Here is a 15,797-nt window from a genome sequence, read left to right as displayed (position 1 = left end):
CTATCGATTTACTGCCGCAAACTTCCACGCCGCGCATTATAAGCACTGTGCCGCCCCCTGCCAAAGCCTGCGTAGAAGCGCCATAAGTCCTTTCACCCGCCCCCACCCTTCTGTATAATCCGCCTCCCATTGGCGCAGATAGCCAAAACCGCCCGTAGCTCAGCTGGATAGAGCGTCGCCCTCCGGAGGCGAAGGTCAGAGGTTCGAATCCTCTCGGGCGGGCCATATACAAAGAAGCCCGCTTATGCGGGCTTCTTTGTATATGGCTCACTCCCAGGTTTTGTTCGAACTCAGGTTCGACTCGAAGGCAGCATAGCTGCCGCAGAGCAGCGAGCCCAAAGGGCGAAGCTCATCCTCTCGCACACTCCCCGCATAAGCGGGCTTCTTTGTATATGGCTCACTCCCAGATTTTGTTCGAACTCAGGTTCGACTCGGAGGCAGCAAAGCTGCCGTAGAGCAGCGAGCCCAAAGGGCGAAGCTCATCCTCACGCACACCACCCGCTTATACGGGCTTTCTTGTATATGGCTCACTCCCAGGCTTTGTTCGAACTCAGGTTCGACTCGGAGGCAGCAAAGCTGCCGCAGAGCAGCGAGCCCAAAGGGCGAATCTCATCCTCTCGCACACTCCCCGCTTTTACGGGCTTTCTTGTATATGGCCCACTCCCAGGCTTTGTTCGAACTCAGGTTCGACTCGGAGGCAGCATAGCTGCCGCAGAGCAGCGAGCCCAAAGGGCGAAGCTAATCCTCACGCACACCAGCCTCTTATGCGGGCTTCTTTGTATATGGCTCACTCCCAGGCTTCGTTCGAACTCAGATTCGACTCGGAGGCAGCAAAGCTGCCGTAGAGCAGCGAGCCCAAAGGGCGAAGCTAATCCTCTCTGATTACATCAGCTTCAGACAAATTTTCTTAGATAGACATATATCGGCTCAGGCCAGCCACAAAAGTCTATTAGCAGCCCTACCCCAACGGCACCCCCAATGGCTCAATCACCACCTGTTCCCCAGCCTCTACGCTGCCGCTATCTCGCGCTAAAACGATAAAGCAGTTAGCAACAGCCAGGCCGGAAAGAATATGGCTCCCTTGGGTGCCAACCGGCTCCACCACCAAAGTCCCATTCTCATCAGTGCCATAAACACCACGTTGGAAATCGGTACGGCCGGGCTTTTTCTTTAGGGGTTTTAACAGTTTTGCCTGTAAGGCCTGCGGGCCAGTCCACTGATCGCCTTTCATCACACTCAGGGCCGGCACGGCCAGCTGGTAGAAAGTAACCAAAGCGGAAACCGGATTGCCGGGTAGGCCGAAGAAAGGGGTTCCCTGTAGGAAACCAAAGGCAAAAGGTTTGCCTGGCTTCATCGCCACTTTCCAGAAGCCGATCTCTCCCAGTTCTTCCAACACTTCGCGGGTGTAATCCGCTTCGCCAACGGAGACACCACCGGAAGTAATAATGGCATCGGCCTCTTGGGAAGCGCGTTGCAAGGCATTGGTAATGGCCTGTTTGTTATCTGGCAAAATACCCAAGTCCAAAATTTCCAGATCCAACTGATCGAGAGCAGCCAATAGAGCGATGCGGTTGCTATCGTAGATATCGCCTTTACCCAGGGCTTCGCCGGGCTGACGCAGTTCATCGCCAGTAGAGAAAAGGGCAATGACTGGTTTGCGCACTACTGCCACTGTGCCAACACCGGCAGCGGCGAGTAGGGCGATATGGGGAACGCTGATACACTCTCCGGCCTTAAGCAGGCCAGCTCCTTCGGCCACATCTTCACCGCAGCGGCGAATATGATCTCCAGGGCGAACTTCACCGTTTATACGTATCGACTCTTCCTGGGCATCGACATTTTCCTGCATCACCACCGTATCCGCACCGGCGGGTACTGCGGCTCCCGTCATAATGCGCACGCAAGTGCCCGGGTTCACCACACCGTCAAAAGGTGCACCGGCAAAAGATTTGCCGATCAGCTCTAACGGTAAGCCACTGGCCAAGTCTTCAAAGCGCAGGGCGTAACCGTCCATCGCAGAGTTGTCGCAGGGGGGCAGGTTTACTGTGGAGATAACATCCTCAACCAATACTCGACCGGCGGCTTGTGCCAGAGGCAAAGTCTCAGTGCCACTGATTGGACTCAGTGCTTCGAGAAGTTTTTCGCGGGCACTTTCTATGGGCATCAGACCCGGTTGGCTACAGCAGTCGATAGTGGGCATAGAGAAATTCTCTTACTTCAGTCCTTTGCGGTTGGGGCAGAGTGATTAGTGGTTTCGATCCTGGAAATCAGGGCGCCTTTGATTGACCATCCACACAGCGGCTTCCACACGGGAGCGCATCCCCAATTTCTTCAATAAGTGTTTAACGTGCACCTTCACTGTTGCATCACTAATATCTAATTCGCGAGCAATTAATTTGTTACTCAGGCCATCGGCGATTAACTGCAGTATTTGGTATTCACGACTTGTGAGAGAGGAGAGAATATCCGCTCCGGAGTTATCCGGTTTGCGCAGTGCCGAGGCGAGAATTTCCGTGAGGCGCTGGCTGATTGCAAGTTTACCATGAGTAGCCAGAATGACTTGTTCAAGAATATCCTCGGGCTCCATATCCTTGAGCAGATAGCCATCGGCACCGGCGCGGATACAAGACACCACGTCGGCATTATTATCAGAAACGGTGAGTATCACGATACGCGAGGAAACATCTGCAGCACGCATTGCGCGCAGTGTATCCAGCCCATCCATACCGCGCATATTCAGGTCCAGCAGAATAAGGTCCGGCTCGTGTTGCTTGGCCAGCACCAGCGCTTCCTCTCCACTACTGGCCTCGGCCACCAGCTCCAGGCCGGGCTCCATTGCAAATAATTGTTTAAGGCCTTTGCGAAATAGCGGGTGGTCATCGACCATCATTACCGTAGCAGAAGAAATCATAGAGAGCCCCGCTTCAATTTGAAAATTGGTTTAAATCTGTACAGTGACTTTACCATAGCGTCCCACCTCGGCACTTACCCCCTAAGAGGTAGCTATTACTCCAGGGCAAAAGGGTTACTTCCTGTTGGTAATTGAGTAGGCTCAAACCCCGGCCCATAGTGGCTGTACGAATCATTTCGAGGAGGAGTGGCCGCCGTGTCTGACATCTACGAGTGGGCCCCGGAGGACAGCAAATTCTGGCAGTCCAAGGGCAAGAAAATCGCAAACCGGAATTTGTGGATATCCATTCCCAGTTTGCTGTGCGGCTTCGCCGTGTGGCTCTACTGGGGCATTATTACCGTTCAAATGCTCAACCTTGGCTTTCCCATTGCCAAAGCCGATCTGTTTACCCTAATGGCCATCGCCGGCCTCACCGGCGCTACCCTTCGAATACCCAGTAGTTTCTTTATTCGATTGTTCGGTGGGCGCAACACCATTGTATTTACCACAGCCCTGTTGATGATCCCCGCACTCGGCACCGGTATCGCCCTGCAGAGCAAGGAGACTCCACTGTGGGTATTCCAATTACTGGCGCTGCTGTCTGGTATCGGCGGTGGTAACTTCGCCTCTTCCATGTCCAATATCAGCTTCTTTTTCCCCAAGGAAAAACAAGGATTAGCGCTTGGCCTGAATGCAGGCCTGGGTAACTTCGGTGTTACCACTATGCAGATCCTGGTACCGCTATTTATGACCTTCGGTGCCTTCGGCGCTGCTGGCGGCGACCCCATGACCCTGGTGAGCAGCTCTGGCTCCCTGATTGGCAAGGTACCGGCCGGTTCTGAAGCGTGGATTCAAAATGCCGGTTTTGTATGGTTGCTGTTCCTGATTCCACTGGCCTTTGTGGGTTGGTTCGGCATGAATAACCTGCGCACCGACGAAGTCACCCCGGATGTGGGCAGCTCTATCGGCGCGATGATGAAGATGACCATGATGTTGGGAATCGGCCTCTTCACCGCAATCACAGGCCTGTGGCTGTTGCTTCCCGAAGCGGCCAATGGTTCAGGCTGGGGCGTGCCCAAGGAAATTGTGCTGGTGCTGGTAATCACTGCCACCGTGTTCGGTTTGAAACTGCTGCCCGGTGAGATCAGAACTAGCCTGCAACGCCAATACCGTATCTTCAACAACAAGCACACCTGGGTAATGAGTGTGATTTACACCATGACCTTCGGCAGCTTTATCGGTTTCGCGGCAGCCTTCCCCCTGGCTATCAAAGTGATCTTCGGGTACAGCCACGTGATGGTGGACGGGGTTATGACTCACGATACCATCAACAACAATGGCCCCAGCGCCCTGATGTACGCCTGGATGGGTCCGTTTATCGGCGCCCTGATTCGCCCGGTAGGTGGTTGGATCTCCGACCGTATCGGCGGAGCCCTGGTTACCCAAATCTGTGCTGCAATCATGGTGGCTAGTGCCCTGGGTGTGGCTTACTACATGAAGGCCGCCTACGGCTCAGCCACGCCGGAAGAGTTCTTCCTGCCCTTCTTCCTGCTGTTCCTGGTGCTGTTCGCCGCTACCGGTATCGGCAATGGTTCTACCTTCCGCACCATCGCCATGGTGTTCCCGAAAGAGCAGGCAGGTCCGGTATTGGGATGGACCTCAGCAGTTGCCGCCTACGGCGCCTTCTATATTCCCAAGGTCTTCGGCGAGCAGATCAAAGCCACTACCCCGGAATACGCCCTGGCAGGCATTGCCATCTTCTACGCGGTTTGCCTGGTGGTTAACTACTGGTTCTACCTGCGTAAAAACGGGGAGTTCTATAACCCTTAATTCAGTTTCACTCACGGGATACCGTTGCTTCGGGGAGGTTTTTACCTCCCCTTTTTTATGATGCACTGGTGGAGAAGCGATACCTTTTTCTACAGCCATTTCCCTCAGCCATTTTAAACCTCCATATTCCGCAGAAGTTTTCAGTGCAAGATTATTCAAAGAGAAATAAGAGGCTTACAAACCAGCAAGACTACCGGCCTTAAACTGGGCAAAGTAGGTAGTGCCTTCACGCAGTTCTAGGCGCTCGCAGGAGAGACGGGAAATATCTGCGTAGAACACCTGATCAGCAGCGGCTAACTGCAGGCGAATGCGGCCATCGGTAAGGTTCTGCTTAGCAACTAAAGTTACCGGCAGGCAATTGAGGATACTGGACAGGCCCGGCTTCTCTACACTAAGGCTGATATCTCCAGCTTCCAACAGAAAAGCGGCGGTATCGCCTTTACAATAATGGCCTGCCACCCTATCTGCAAAGATAGAAATCCCCCCTAAATTCAAAGTCAGCAGACCATCATTTAGAGATTCCACTCGCGCTTCTATCCGGCTGCGACAACTATCCCCTACGCCGTGGCTATCCAGGCGCTGGGCGACTTCAGGTAAAGAAAGTGGTACAGACAAATTAGCAGAATCCATCCACAAACAGCGCTGGGCCAGCAACTGGATTTCATCAAAGTCGTGACTGGTCCAGATTACCAGCGCCGGATATCGAGCCCAGAAATCCCGTAGGGTCGGCAATAGGCGCCGCAGTACCTGGGCGCGGTCAACCGCTGAAAGCGGCTCATCAAATAATTGCAGCGGCGCATTGTTAAAAAGCTGGCGTAATACAGCCACACGCTGCGCTTCTCCGCCAGACAATAGCTCTACCGGCTGATGGAGTAGCGGTTCAATACCAAAAGCCTTTAGCAGCCGATCACACTCTTCCTCGGGCAGTGGCTTGCGGCTGTAACGGCGGGCCAGTGCCAGGTTATCTGCCACCGACTGGCCGGCAAACAGTCGGCTATCCTGAAAGCCCAAAGAAAGCGTTCTCTTGTGGGTAGCCAGGGCGCGGCGTCCGCGCTGCCAGACTGTATTGGCAAAAGTGATATTGCCACGGCAATGGCGCTGTCCAGCCAGGGCTGCCAACAATGTACTCTTGCCGCTGCCGGAGGGGCCGGTAAGGCCAAAAATCCCAGAGGCAGGCAGCTCTAATTGCCAGGGAGCCGCAGCGTTAAGTGAAGTCACCAGCCCTGCAACACTCAGTCCGGTGGAATCAGAAGTGGTAGACGCAGTACCGAATAGGGGTAAGGTGATTTCCATTAACCCAGCACCCCCATTACCGGTTTAGCCTGCTCGTTGTTTGATCCGCGCGGGGCCAAGCTATGTCCCAGCCAACGGGCAGCGAGTAGCAGTACCGTAGTAATTCCCATCAACATCAAAGCCAGCCGGTGCGCCGCACCGTATTCCATCGCCTCCACATGTTGATAAAGAGCGATAGAAACCACCTGGGTCTCACCGGGAATAGCGCCACCAATCATCAGCACTACCCCGAACTCACCCAGGGTATGGGCAAACGTTAAAGCACAGGCACTCACAATAGCGGCGCGACTCGCCGGTAAAAGAACTTTTAATAATGCTGCCCAGGGCGGTATACCCAGTGCTGCGGCAGCCTGGGTCAGGCGCTGGCCATTGGCATTAAACGCGGCCAACAGCGGCTGCACCATAAACGGCAGGGAATAAATTACTGACGCAAACACCAGGCCGGTAAAGGAAAACACCAAAGGGCCATCAAAAATGTGTGACAGCCACTGCCCGGGGGCATAGTTAGGGGAAAATAAAAGCAGTAAATAAAAACCCAACACCGTGGGTGGCAGTACCAACGGCAGAGTAATTAATACCTCTATGCCATGGCGCCAGCGGCTCTGCCATTGGCTCAATTTCCAGGCCAGGGGCACGCCGATAATAAACAGGAGTAAGGTGGTTAAGCCGGCCAATTTTAAAGTTAACCACAGGGCCTGCCAGTCGGCAGCGGCGATATTCATAAGCCACTCCCTCCATCTCTACTTCGATCTTGAGTTGGCAAAACACCGTAACCCAGGTGGTGCAGTTGCGCCTGCACTTCCCCTGAACGCAAATACTCAGCGAGGGATTGTGCCTCTTTAGGTCGGCGACTCTGGATGGGAATCAGCAGCTGCTGTTCAATGGGTTTGTACAAATGCTGCGGCAGCAACCAGTAGTTGTCACGTCCGGCTGCTTGCATCTGGCTGGCGGCGACAAAGCCCAGCTGCGCATTGCCGGAATCCAGCATTAAATAGGCTTGGCCGGCATTGTGGGCCCGGGCTAATTGAGTTTGTTTTTTCTTCCACAAGTCCAAGCTTTGCAACGCTTGCCGGGCGGCACTGCCGAAGGGCGCTACTTTGGGGTCGGCTAATACAATTTTATCGGGCCAGGTTTGCAGTAACTGCTCGATATGTGATTCCGATTTTGGGTGCCAGAGAGCCAGTAAACCCAGGACGTAAGTCTGTCGACTGTTGCCCAGTGCCCCACCCTGCTTTTCCAACCGTTCGGGGCGCTCGCGATCGGCAGACAGGAATAAATCGAAGGGCGCGCGGTGCGCTATTTGTTGGTAGAGCACCCCGGAACTGCCACTGCTGATTTGCACCACACAGGCATGGCGACGCTCAAATTCTGGCAGTACCTGTTCCAGTGCCGGGCGGAAACTGGCCGCTACCGCCACCCGCAAAGTGCAGTTATCCGCATTAACCGGCAGCGCGATGGCCACCAGTAAAGTGGATAGCAGCAGGCTCAGCCGGCGGACCACTTTTCCATCTCCGCAGCATCGCTGGCCCGAGCTTCGACCCAGCGCTCTGAAGGCTTACCGAATTTATCCGCAACCGCTTCGCGCTTCCAGAAAGGCGCTTCGGTTTTGAGGCGATCCATGATGTATTGGCAGGCGGCAAAGGCGGCCTGACGGTGGGGGCTGGTGACGCCGACAAAAACGATCTCATCGTTGATCTGCATGGGGCCAACCCGGTGGACGATGGTCACGCGGCCCAGGGACCAGCGATCGCGGGCATCATTGATAATCCGTTGCAGGCTTTTTTCGGTCATGCCCGGATAGTGTTCCAGGGCCAGGCCGCAGATATCACTACCGGCATTGAAGTCCCGCACCGAACCCACAAACAAGGCGCAGGCACCATCACCACTGTTGCCTTGCAGCGCAGTATATTCAGCCGCTACATCGAGGGGCGTTTCACAGACTTCAATACGATCAACGGCTGTCATATTGGCACCACTAACCGCCGGTAACCGGCGGGAAAAATGCAACTTCATCCCCAGCCTTCACCTGGGCTCCGGTTTCTGCCAGCTCCTGGTTCAGGGCCATACGAATATCATCCCTTTGCAGGTGCGGGCTCCAACCCGGGTGCTGTTCACATAGGGTTTTGCGCAACTCGCTGAGACTGCCGGAAAAGTCCGCCAGGGTAGTCTCGCCCATGCCCAATTGCTGGCGCAGACGCGCGAAAAACAGAACCTTTACCATCGCTTTACACCCCTGAAATTTTTACGCCTTGTCCGCAGCATCGCCGCGCCAGTGGCCGCGCTTACCGCCGGTTTTTTGCAGCAGGCGGGTCGGGCCGATTTCCATCGCCGGGTCCACGGCTTTGCACATATCGTAAATGGTCAGCGCCGCTACCGAAGCTGCGGTTAACGCTTCCATCTCTACCCCAGTGCGCCCAGCCAGGCGGCAGAAAGCGGTGATATACACACTGTGTTTTTCCGGCTGTAATTCGAAATCCACCGCGACTTTGGTCAACGCCAGCGGATGGCACAGGGGGATTAAATCCGAGGTTTTCTTCGCGGCCTGGATGCCGGCGATACGAGCTACAGAAAGCACATCGCCTTTTTTGTGCGCCCCTTGGCTAAGCAGTGCAAAAGCCTCTGCACTCATACAGATGCTGCTCTCGGCCAGGGCGCTGCGGTCAGTGATGTCCTTCTCGGTAACATCCACCATGCTGGCTTCGCCGCGCTGGTTTAAATGGGTTAATTGGCTCACAAATTACCCCCGGCTCTCGCAGGGCGCGCTGGCAAAGCGCACATGGGGGATAAAGTTACAGGGCTTGTGCCGGGCATCCAGCTGCTCCAGCAATATGCCTTCCCAAGCCGTGCGGCAGGCTCCGGTGGAACCGGGCATACAACATATCAGCGTGCGATTAGCCAGGCCGGCGAGCGCGCGGGATTGCACGGTAGAGCTGCCGATATCCCCCAGGGAAATATGGCGGAACAGCTCGCCGAAGCCGTCGACGGTTTTGTCGAACAGCGGGCTCAGGGCTTCCGGCGTGGAGTCGCGATCGGTAAAACCAGTACCACCGGTCACCAATACCACCTGCACTTTGGGATCGGCAATCCAGGCGGAGACCACCGCGCGCATCTGGTAAACATCGTCCGAGGTAATGCGCTTATCTGCGAGCTGATGGCCGGCAGTTTTGAGGGCTTCCACCAGATACTGGCCAGAGGTATCAGTCTGCTCGTTGCGGGTATCGGATACGGTAAGTACCGCGATATTGAGCGGTACAAATTCTTTGCTTGCGTGTGCGGACATAATCAGTGGTCTCTCAAAAAACTGTTTTCTGGAGTTTTATCCGGCATACTCAAGCCGAGATAATCTGCCGGCGTATTGATATTGCGATGCCAATCGCCAGCACTTTTTATGGGTATGGATTTGGCCCCCAGGTGACGCAGCAGCGCGCCGACAGAATTGCGCGCACTGCCTTCGACGGCACGGCGCAAATAATCCAGGCAGTCGCCATTTAAAGGCAGCCACAGGGGAAAAAAGAAGTTTTCAAAATAACAGGGCCGGCCACTTGCCCGCCCCTCTGCCAATAACTCTGCGAGGTGCTCCCGCCCGAGCAGGGGCATATCTACCGGAATCACCAGGGCCGCATCGGCACCGATTGTCAGGGCTACCGAATAAAGGCCGCCCAGTGGACCCCGCTCTGGCACCAGGTCTTCAATCGCTCCGGGGCGAGCGCCGCTGGTGACGACTTTTTCCAGCGGAAGCTCACTCAGCAATGCCTCGGCATGCTGCAAAAAATTGCCCCGTTGGGGGTGGGCCAGCAGGGCCTTGTCTCGGCCCATCCGGCTGGAGCGGCCACCGGCCAGCACCACGCCGATTGTCGATTTGCCAACGAAAGCCCTGGCCATAATCCTAGCCCCCCAGCATCGCCAGGTTGCGGGTAGCGCCGGTGAAACCTTCGTGCAGCTGGTGGCCTGCGGTCTTATCCACAATCAACTCGCGGATATGGGCCGCCAGTGCCTCGCTATCGCCAGCGGCAATGATTTCGCGCATATCAAAACCCTGGTCCGCAAACAGGCATAGGTGCAACTTGCCCTGGGCCGATACCCGCAGGCGGTTGCAGCTTGCACAGAAGTCTTTGCCGTAAGGGGTAATCAGGCCGATACGACCGGCGTAATCCGGGTGGAAATACTCCCGCGCCGGACCGGCATCGCGGGTGCGGATAACCTGCTCCCAGCCTTCCCGCAGCAACAGGGTTTCTATATCGCCACCGGAGACATGGTTGCTGGCGAAGAACTCGCGGTTATCGCCGGTGCGCATCAATTCAATAAAGCGCAGGGTCACCGGAGTCTCACGAACCCAGGCGAGGAAATTATCCAGCTCGGCCAGGTTGTACTGGCGCATCAGCACTGCGTTGACCTTGGTATCGATACCCAAGGCCAGGGCGCGGTCCAGGCCTGCTAAGGCTTTATCCAGGCGATTGTGGCCGGTGATATGGTGGAATTGAGCCGGGTCGAGGCTGTCGATACTGACATTCACCTGATCCAAGCCGGCGCGGTGCCAGTCGTCAATCTGACTGGGCAGGCGGTAACCGTTGGTGGTGATGGCTAAACGGCGAATCTTATCGCTAGCGCGCACGGCTTCGAGCAGCGGCACCAGGTCTTTGCGCAGGGAGGGCTCTCCGCCAGTAAGGCGTACCTTTTCCGTACCCAGGGAAGCGAAAGCGCGCACTAATGTGCCCACCTCAGCGACTGAGAGAGGATTTTCCCCTTCCAGGGAACGTCCGCAACCGATGCCCTCGGGCAGGCAGTAGTTGCAGCGGTAGTTGCAGATGTCCGTCACGGACAGGCGCAGGTAGTAAAACCTACGGCCAAAATTGTCTTGTAACATTAAACGCCTTTCCAATGTCGGGAGGCCGCGCAGTTTCCCGCTAGACCCTGGTGGCCGGTACGGCCACGGTCCCGGCACCTTGCAACGTCAATAAAAAACGGCGCTGTTTAGGTAGCGGGACTCGGTGTTTAAACTGATGTCAGTGTATCAAGCTGGTTAATTTATGCTTGGGGCAAAGGTGGTACTCCCTAGGTACTCACAGTGATGCCAACCGTTAAGGGAAATAACATCACAAAATAGAAATTCAGTAGGCAGAATTGCTAAAAACCGAAAAATTCCCCTAAAGAAATTCGTCGGTTTTTATAAGTAAAACCCCGGCCAGAGCCGGGGCCTCGCTATGGAGCGGCTTTATTTAATTAAAAATTGGCGGTAACCATTAACCAGAACTTGTCGGTATCCACGTTGTGATCGTCAGCCTGGTAAGAGGCGTATTTCACCAGTGCAGAAATTTCCTCTGTCAGCTTGCGGCCGTAGCTGATATTCCACTCATGGCCATAATTTGCGGAACCTTCATTCGCATCAAAATTGTGATAGGCCATATTCAACTTGCCACCCACAAGTTTCATAGCACCGCTGATATACATATCTTCAATGCCTTCACCTGGAGTCACCAAGAACTGGTCGGTGAAACCTTGGAATTTATGCAGTGTAGCCAGCGGCGTTTTGAAACCAACGCCATTATCAGAACCCAGTACTTCATAACCGAGTTTTGCGGTTACCGGGCCCAGGTCTGCGCCAACTTCCGCCAGATAGTAGTCGGCATTGTAGTCGAAGGGGTTGTCCCCGGTATCGTCCTGGCGCGCGTAGCTTAGATTAGCTTTTACAGGGCCAAAACTTCCTTTGTAATCCACCCCATAGGTGCGGCTGGAATTATTCACGAAATTTTCTAAATCCAGGCTGTAAACAAAACCGCTGACTTTATGGTTTTCGGCCACCGGGTAGCTGGCATGGAGTAGCTGGATATTGCCTTCAAATTCGGCGCCGGCGCTATCTTCACCAAAAACCCGGTTTACGTTGTATACGTAGCTGTAATCCAGCTGCAGGCTGTCGGCGCTGCCATACTGATAGCGAATGCCGTCGTAAGTCTGCTCGTTCTGCCTCCAGCCAACACCGCCAACAAAGCGCTGGCCATCAAGGTTAATACGCTGGCGACCAGCAGTAATTATGGAATTTTCTCCGTTATAGCGGATATAGGCCTGGTTAACCTCGGTGCCATCTGGATCGGCCACTACCGGGTAATTAGTTTTACCATTGACGGTGGAGTTGTAATTGTCGTTACCGACTGCAGTAACATCGTCCATCTCAAGAAAACCGCTGAAGCCGCGATAGCTGCCACTGCGCCAGTTGAGGCGGGTTCTCAGAGTGGACGCGAGTGCATCCCCATTAATACCATCCTGGTCATAATCTTCCTGGTCGACGATCTCTACGCGATAACGCAGATTCAACCCGACTTCACCGGATTTAAGCGCGTCGACAAGAGTGGCATTTTCACCATCCTGCGCAGCGGCCTGCAATGCGACTGTGCTGCAGGCCCCCAACAGTAAAGCACCGAAAATTTTGGGAAATCTGGAAATGGTCATTACGCTTTTCCTTTGCAACAACGGAGTGACAGTGACAAATTACAATTTTTCAGACGTGGTTGAAACCACAGTTTTTCTCGGTAGAAAAAATAAATACTTCCTACCCTTTACACACACATAATTCCATTTTGGTAGTGGGCGCTACCTATCTGGCAAAGCCGCAGAGTTACTCGCATCCTCATGCAAAAAATTATTTTGCCTGGCGAAGGCCAAACGCTGTTGGTATTGCTCCCTCTGGATTGCCAGATACATTACCAACATACAAACTGCCAGCACGCCGTACAGCAACATAAATGCCGCACTGTGAATACCCACTAAATCCTGTGCGATACCAAACAGGACCGGCAGAGTAAAACCACCCAGCGCACCGATTGTGGCTACAGTGCCACCGACACTGCCCATATGTGCCGGAAAATTATCGTGTAGCGCCTTGTAAACCGAAGCGCGACCAAACCCCTGGGCAATACCAATTACCAGCAATAGCAGGGTAAACAACTCAATGCCCACCTCGATATTTAGATGCACATCCCGTTCCACCCCGTGAATCGTCATACTGGTTGGGGGGTAACTGAGAAAAAACAGGCATACCAAGCAGGTCCAGAACACACTCCAATTCACCGTGCGCGCACCATAGCGATCTGCAAACCAGCCACCCAGCGCACGCAGCGAACTGGACAGGGCCACAAACAGCAGGGTCAGCGCCATCGCCACCTGGGTGCTGACTTCATACACCGCCAGGTAGTAATTTGGCAACCACAGTAAAAGTGCGAGAAAGCTGCCGAAGACAAAATAATAATAGAGCCCATAACGCCACACCTTGATCTGCATCAGTGGCCTTAGATGGTGCTGAATTTTTGCCTTGTTGCGACTGCGCATATAGCGGGTTTCTTCAGGTGCACAAAATTCGAATAACACCACCATAAGCAAAATACCAACCGCATAAATCGGCCCAATCCATTCTCGCCCCAGCCAATTCTGGATCGCTGGCGCCAGGGCCAGGGTGATAGCCGCCCCGGCATTGCCTGCACCAAAAATGCCCATTGCGGTGCCCTGCTGCCTCCTTTCGAACCACGGATTGATATAGCGAATACCCAACACGAAGGAGACCCCGGAAATCCCCAACCACAAACCGGCCAGTAGGTGCTCACCGTAACTCTCGATATAGGGCAAGAATAAAAGTACCGGCAGCAGCAATAGCATTTGCAGGAGGATAAGTTTTTTTGCCGAGAAATATTCCACCAACAATCCGGCGGGAAAACGCAGTAGCGCACCGCTCAGGATCGGTGCGGCCAGTAAGATGCCGTATTCTGTGGCTGAGAGGTCTAATTGCTCGCGGACTTCCACTCCAAGCACCGCATAGAGTGTCCACACGGAAAAGTTCGCAGCAAACATGGCCGAGGCAAATATCAGCACACGCCCGGCGAGTTGCTGGGTATATTGCACGGCGGGCTTCTCCTATTTTTTCAGTTTTCGGGAAAATGATTTGGTCACCACATCGGCTGCCCGATCAATACGTATCTGTTGCGCCGCCACGAACGGATTAAAAACAGCAGTATTGGTAAAGGCCACCTGCCAGCAAGATGCATAAAAACCCCGGCAATCACAATTACTCCCAAAAACTCTCCGCTCATAAGACGATTTTTTATGACTACTCAACAAGGGGTAAACCTTATTCAATAGGCAGCAGCTCCCCTTAAAAGGCACTACCCCAAATGGGCTAACACCAAGCACCAAAGCCTTTATTCAGTACCCAACTACCCCCTTTGTGTACTTTCCCTATAGCGCTGCTCAAATACTATCGGCCATGACCCTATCCACCTCTAAGTTGCTGTGAAGCCGGAGAAAATAGTCATGAGTCAATCCAGCGGCCTCAATTTATTTAATTGGGGCGATCCCAAAATAAAGACGCTGCACGTTACTTGGTTTGCGTTTTTCCTGACTTTCGTGGTGTGGTTCTCCCACGCTCCGCTGATGGTCTTTATCAAGGAAGCGTTCGACCTCACCAGCCAGCAAGTAAAAGCCCTGTTAATCCTCAACGTGGCACTCACCATCCCCGCCCGTATCATTATCGGTATGCTGGTGGATAAATTGGGGCCGCGCCTGGTGTACAGCGGGCTGCTGATGACCTCATCTTTAATCTGTTTGGGCTTCGCCACCGCAGACAGTTATGAATCCCTGGCCCTGTTCCGCTTCCTGCTGGGATTTGTGGGTGCCGGCTTTGTAATTGGTATCCGCATGGTGGGTGAATGGTTCCCAGCCAAACAAGTCGGCCTGGCAGAAGGTGTTTACGGCGGCTGGGGGAATTTCGGTTCTGCTGCCGGTGCCATGACCCTACCCACCATCGCCCTGCTGTTCGGCGGTGAAGACGGCTGGCGCTATGCCCTGGGCCTCACCGGCATCATCGCCGGCCTGTACGGCATCATCTACTACCGCGTTGCCCGCAACACCCCTAAGGGCTCCACTTACTTCAAGCCGAAGAAAAGCGGCGGCCTGGAAGTGACCAGCAAGCGGGATTTCTACTTCTACCTGCTGATGAATGTGCCCATGTACCTGGCACTGGCAGCGCTGGCTTACAAACTGTCTCCCAGTGGCGTAGCCCTGCTGAGCCAGAATGCCACCTACGTAATGTGGGGACTGCTGGTAGCACTGTTCGCCTTCCAGACCCGTATGATCTGGAATGTAAACAAAGACCACCTGCGCGAAGGTGTGCCCGAGCTGGAGAAATACAACTTCAAGCAGGTAGCCATCCTCGACCTGGCCTACTTCGTCACCTTCGGCTCAGAGCTGGCCGTGGTTTCTATGCTGCCTCTGTTCTTCCTGGAAACCTTTGAAGGATTGAGCCCGGTGAAGGCCGGCCTGCTCGCCTCTGGCTTCGCCTTTATGAACCTGGTGGCCCGCCCAACCGGTGGATACTTCTCTGACAAACTGGGACGCCGCCGCAGCCTGATGTTCCTGATCGGCGGCCTGGCAGTGGGTTACTTTGTACTGAGCCAGATCAACGGCGGCTGGTGGATTCCCGCTGCGGTAATTGCCACCATGTGCTGCTCTTTCTTCGTGCAGGCCGGTGAGGGTGCCGTATTCGCCGTCGTACCCCTGGTGAAGCGTCGCATGACCGGGCAGATCGCCGGTATGGCCGGAGCCTACGGCAACGTGGGTGCGGTTACTTTCCTTACCGCCCTGTCCTATGTCAGCTACAGCCAGTTCTTCCTGATTATCTGCGGCGCAGCAGCGGTGATCTTCTTCGCCTGCCTGTTCCTGGAGGAGCCCAAAGGCAATATCGCCGAAGTGCTACCGGATGGCACGGTGCAGCTGATCAGCGTGGAGTGATCGGAAAGCTGTT

Annotated in this window: 15 protein-coding genes, 1 tRNA gene and 1 riboswitch; of the genes, 3 read left to right on the top strand and 13 right to left on the bottom strand. The window is 54.5% G+C overall.

Translation table 11 applies throughout. The features are described from left to right. Positions 1 to 148 precede the first annotated feature (148 nt). Positions 149 to 225: transfer RNA gene (locus tag ACJJIB_RS02325), tRNA-Arg, on the top strand. 733 nt (positions 226 to 958) lie between these two features. Here the strand turns inward: ACJJIB_RS02325 and moeA are convergent. Together moeA and narL are read right to left on the bottom strand one after the other, a co-directional pair. Further along, positions 959 to 2,200 carry a molybdopterin molybdotransferase MoeA gene (moeA, locus tag ACJJIB_RS02320; RefSeq protein ID WP_444883398.1) on the bottom strand — a complete coding sequence of 414 codons (1,242 nt, stop codon included), beginning with the start codon at positions 2,198 to 2,200 and terminating at the stop codon, positions 959 to 961. 45 nt (positions 2,201 to 2,245) lie between these two features. Then, positions 2,246 to 2,911, bottom strand: a complete 666-nt coding sequence (gene narL, locus ACJJIB_RS02315) for a two-component system response regulator NarL (protein ID WP_252084129.1) — start codon at positions 2,909 to 2,911, stop codon at positions 2,246 to 2,248. A 195-nt stretch (positions 2,912 to 3,106) separates the two neighbouring features. Between narL and ACJJIB_RS02310 the strand changes: the two genes are divergently transcribed. After that, positions 3,107 to 4,720, top strand: a complete 1,614-nt coding sequence (locus ACJJIB_RS02310) for an MFS transporter (protein ID WP_444887751.1) — start codon at positions 3,107 to 3,109, stop codon at positions 4,718 to 4,720. 174 nt (positions 4,721 to 4,894) lie between these two features. Here ACJJIB_RS02310 and ACJJIB_RS02305 read toward each other — a convergent pair whose 3' ends face one another. The 11 genes from ACJJIB_RS02305 to ACJJIB_RS02255 all read right to left on the bottom strand — a co-directional run bounded on the left by ACJJIB_RS02305 (position 4,895) and on the right by ACJJIB_RS02255 (position 13,900). Then, complete coding sequence (locus ACJJIB_RS02305; RefSeq protein ID WP_444887750.1) at positions 4,895 to 6,013, bottom strand: ATP-binding cassette domain-containing protein; 1,119 nt, start codon at positions 6,011 to 6,013, stop codon at positions 4,895 to 4,897. After that, complete coding sequence (modB, locus tag ACJJIB_RS02300) at positions 6,013 to 6,735, bottom strand: molybdate ABC transporter permease subunit (protein WP_444887749.1); 723 nt, start codon at positions 6,733 to 6,735, stop codon at positions 6,013 to 6,015. Before modB ends, ACJJIB_RS02305 begins: the two co-directional genes overlap by 1 nt. After that, positions 6,732 to 7,514, bottom strand: coding sequence for a molybdate ABC transporter substrate-binding protein (gene modA, locus ACJJIB_RS02295; protein ID WP_444887748.1), 783 nt, complete (start codon positions 7,512 to 7,514; stop codon positions 6,732 to 6,734). Before modA ends, modB begins: the two co-directional genes overlap by 4 nt. Next, entirely contained in the window at positions 7,499 to 7,978 is a 480-nt protein-coding gene (moaE, locus tag ACJJIB_RS02290) for a molybdopterin synthase catalytic subunit MoaE (RefSeq protein WP_444887747.1), read from the bottom strand. Before moaE ends, modA begins: the two co-directional genes overlap by 16 nt. Positions 7,979 to 7,988: 10 nt before the next feature. Then, on the bottom strand, positions 7,989 to 8,234 hold the full coding sequence (gene moaD / locus ACJJIB_RS02285; protein ID WP_444887746.1) for a molybdopterin converting factor subunit 1: 246 nt from the start codon (positions 8,232 to 8,234) through the stop codon (positions 7,989 to 7,991). Positions 8,235 to 8,255: 21 nt separating this feature from the next. Next, entirely contained in the window at positions 8,256 to 8,747 is a 492-nt protein-coding gene (moaC, locus tag ACJJIB_RS02280) for a cyclic pyranopterin monophosphate synthase MoaC (protein ID WP_444887745.1), read from the bottom strand. A gap of 3 nt (positions 8,748 to 8,750) precedes the next feature. Further along, complete coding sequence (moaB, locus tag ACJJIB_RS02275; protein WP_444887744.1) at positions 8,751 to 9,293, bottom strand: molybdenum cofactor biosynthesis protein B; 543 nt, start codon at positions 9,291 to 9,293, stop codon at positions 8,751 to 8,753. Positions 9,294 to 9,295: 2 nt separating this feature from the next. After that, complete coding sequence (gene mobA, locus ACJJIB_RS02270; protein ID WP_444887743.1) at positions 9,296 to 9,895, bottom strand: molybdenum cofactor guanylyltransferase; 600 nt, start codon at positions 9,893 to 9,895, stop codon at positions 9,296 to 9,298. A 4-nt stretch (positions 9,896 to 9,899) separates the two neighbouring features. Then, positions 9,900 to 10,877: a GTP 3',8-cyclase MoaA gene (gene moaA, locus ACJJIB_RS02265; protein ID WP_444887742.1), complete on the bottom strand. Its 978-nt coding sequence runs from the start codon at positions 10,875 to 10,877 to the stop codon at positions 9,900 to 9,902. Continuing rightward, positions 10,866 to 11,016: riboswitch (molybdenum cofactor riboswitch) on the bottom strand. Its footprint overlaps the gene before it by 12 nt. Positions 11,017 to 11,233: 217 nt before the next feature. Beyond that, positions 11,234 to 12,457, bottom strand: a complete 1,224-nt coding sequence (locus tag ACJJIB_RS02260) for an alginate export family protein (RefSeq protein WP_444887741.1) — start codon at positions 12,455 to 12,457, stop codon at positions 11,234 to 11,236. A 141-nt stretch (positions 12,458 to 12,598) separates the two neighbouring features. Continuing rightward, positions 12,599 to 13,900 carry an MFS transporter gene (locus ACJJIB_RS02255; protein WP_444887740.1) on the bottom strand — a complete coding sequence of 434 codons (1,302 nt, stop codon included), beginning with the start codon at positions 13,898 to 13,900 and terminating at the stop codon, positions 12,599 to 12,601. Positions 13,901 to 14,308: 408 nt separating this feature from the next. Here ACJJIB_RS02255 and ACJJIB_RS02250 point away from each other — a divergent pair, with 408 nt between their 5' ends. Further along, entirely contained in the window at positions 14,309 to 15,784 is a 1,476-nt protein-coding gene (locus tag ACJJIB_RS02250) for a NarK family nitrate/nitrite MFS transporter (protein WP_444887739.1), read from the top strand. The last annotated feature ends 13 nt before the right edge of the window (positions 15,785 to 15,797 follow it).

Source organism: Microbulbifer mixtoriginis (SeqCode) (genome assembly GCF_052467705.1).
Note: the sequence above shows the minus strand (reverse complement) of the source record. Positions and strands in the feature narration are given on the sequence as shown.

What these genes read in the sequence shown, in the direction of transcription:
- moeA (WP_444883398.1), bottom strand. Translation starts at nt 2,200, where the DNA reads ATGCCCACTATCGACTGCTGTAGCCAACCGGGTCTGATGCCCATAGAA.
- narL (WP_252084129.1), bottom strand. Translation starts at nt 2,911, where the DNA reads ATGATTTCTTCTGCTACGGTAATGATGGTCGATGACCACCCGCTATTT.
- ACJJIB_RS02305 (WP_444887750.1), bottom strand. Translation starts at nt 6,013, where the DNA reads ATGGAAATCACCTTACCCCTATTCGGTACTGCGTCTACCACTTCTGAT.
- modB (WP_444887749.1), bottom strand. Translation starts at nt 6,735, where the DNA reads ATGAATATCGCCGCTGCCGACTGGCAGGCCCTGTGGTTAACTTTAAAA.
- moaE (WP_444887747.1), bottom strand. Translation starts at nt 7,978, where the DNA reads ATGACAGCCGTTGATCGTATTGAAGTCTGTGAAACGCCCCTCGATGTA.
- moaD (WP_444887746.1), bottom strand. Translation starts at nt 8,234, where the DNA reads ATGGTAAAGGTTCTGTTTTTCGCGCGTCTGCGCCAGCAATTGGGCATG.
- moaB (WP_444887744.1), bottom strand. Translation starts at nt 9,293, where the DNA reads ATGTCCGCACACGCAAGCAAAGAATTTGTACCGCTCAATATCGCGGTA.
- mobA (WP_444887743.1), bottom strand. Translation starts at nt 9,895, where the DNA reads ATGGCCAGGGCTTTCGTTGGCAAATCGACAATCGGCGTGGTGCTGGCC.
- moaA (WP_444887742.1), bottom strand. Translation starts at nt 10,877, where the DNA reads ATGTTACAAGACAATTTTGGCCGTAGGTTTTACTACCTGCGCCTGTCC.
- ACJJIB_RS02260 (WP_444887741.1), bottom strand. Translation starts at nt 12,457, where the DNA reads ATGACCATTTCCAGATTTCCCAAAATTTTCGGTGCTTTACTGTTGGGG.
- ACJJIB_RS02250 (WP_444887739.1), top strand. Translation starts at nt 14,309, where the DNA reads ATGAGTCAATCCAGCGGCCTCAATTTATTTAATTGGGGCGATCCCAAA.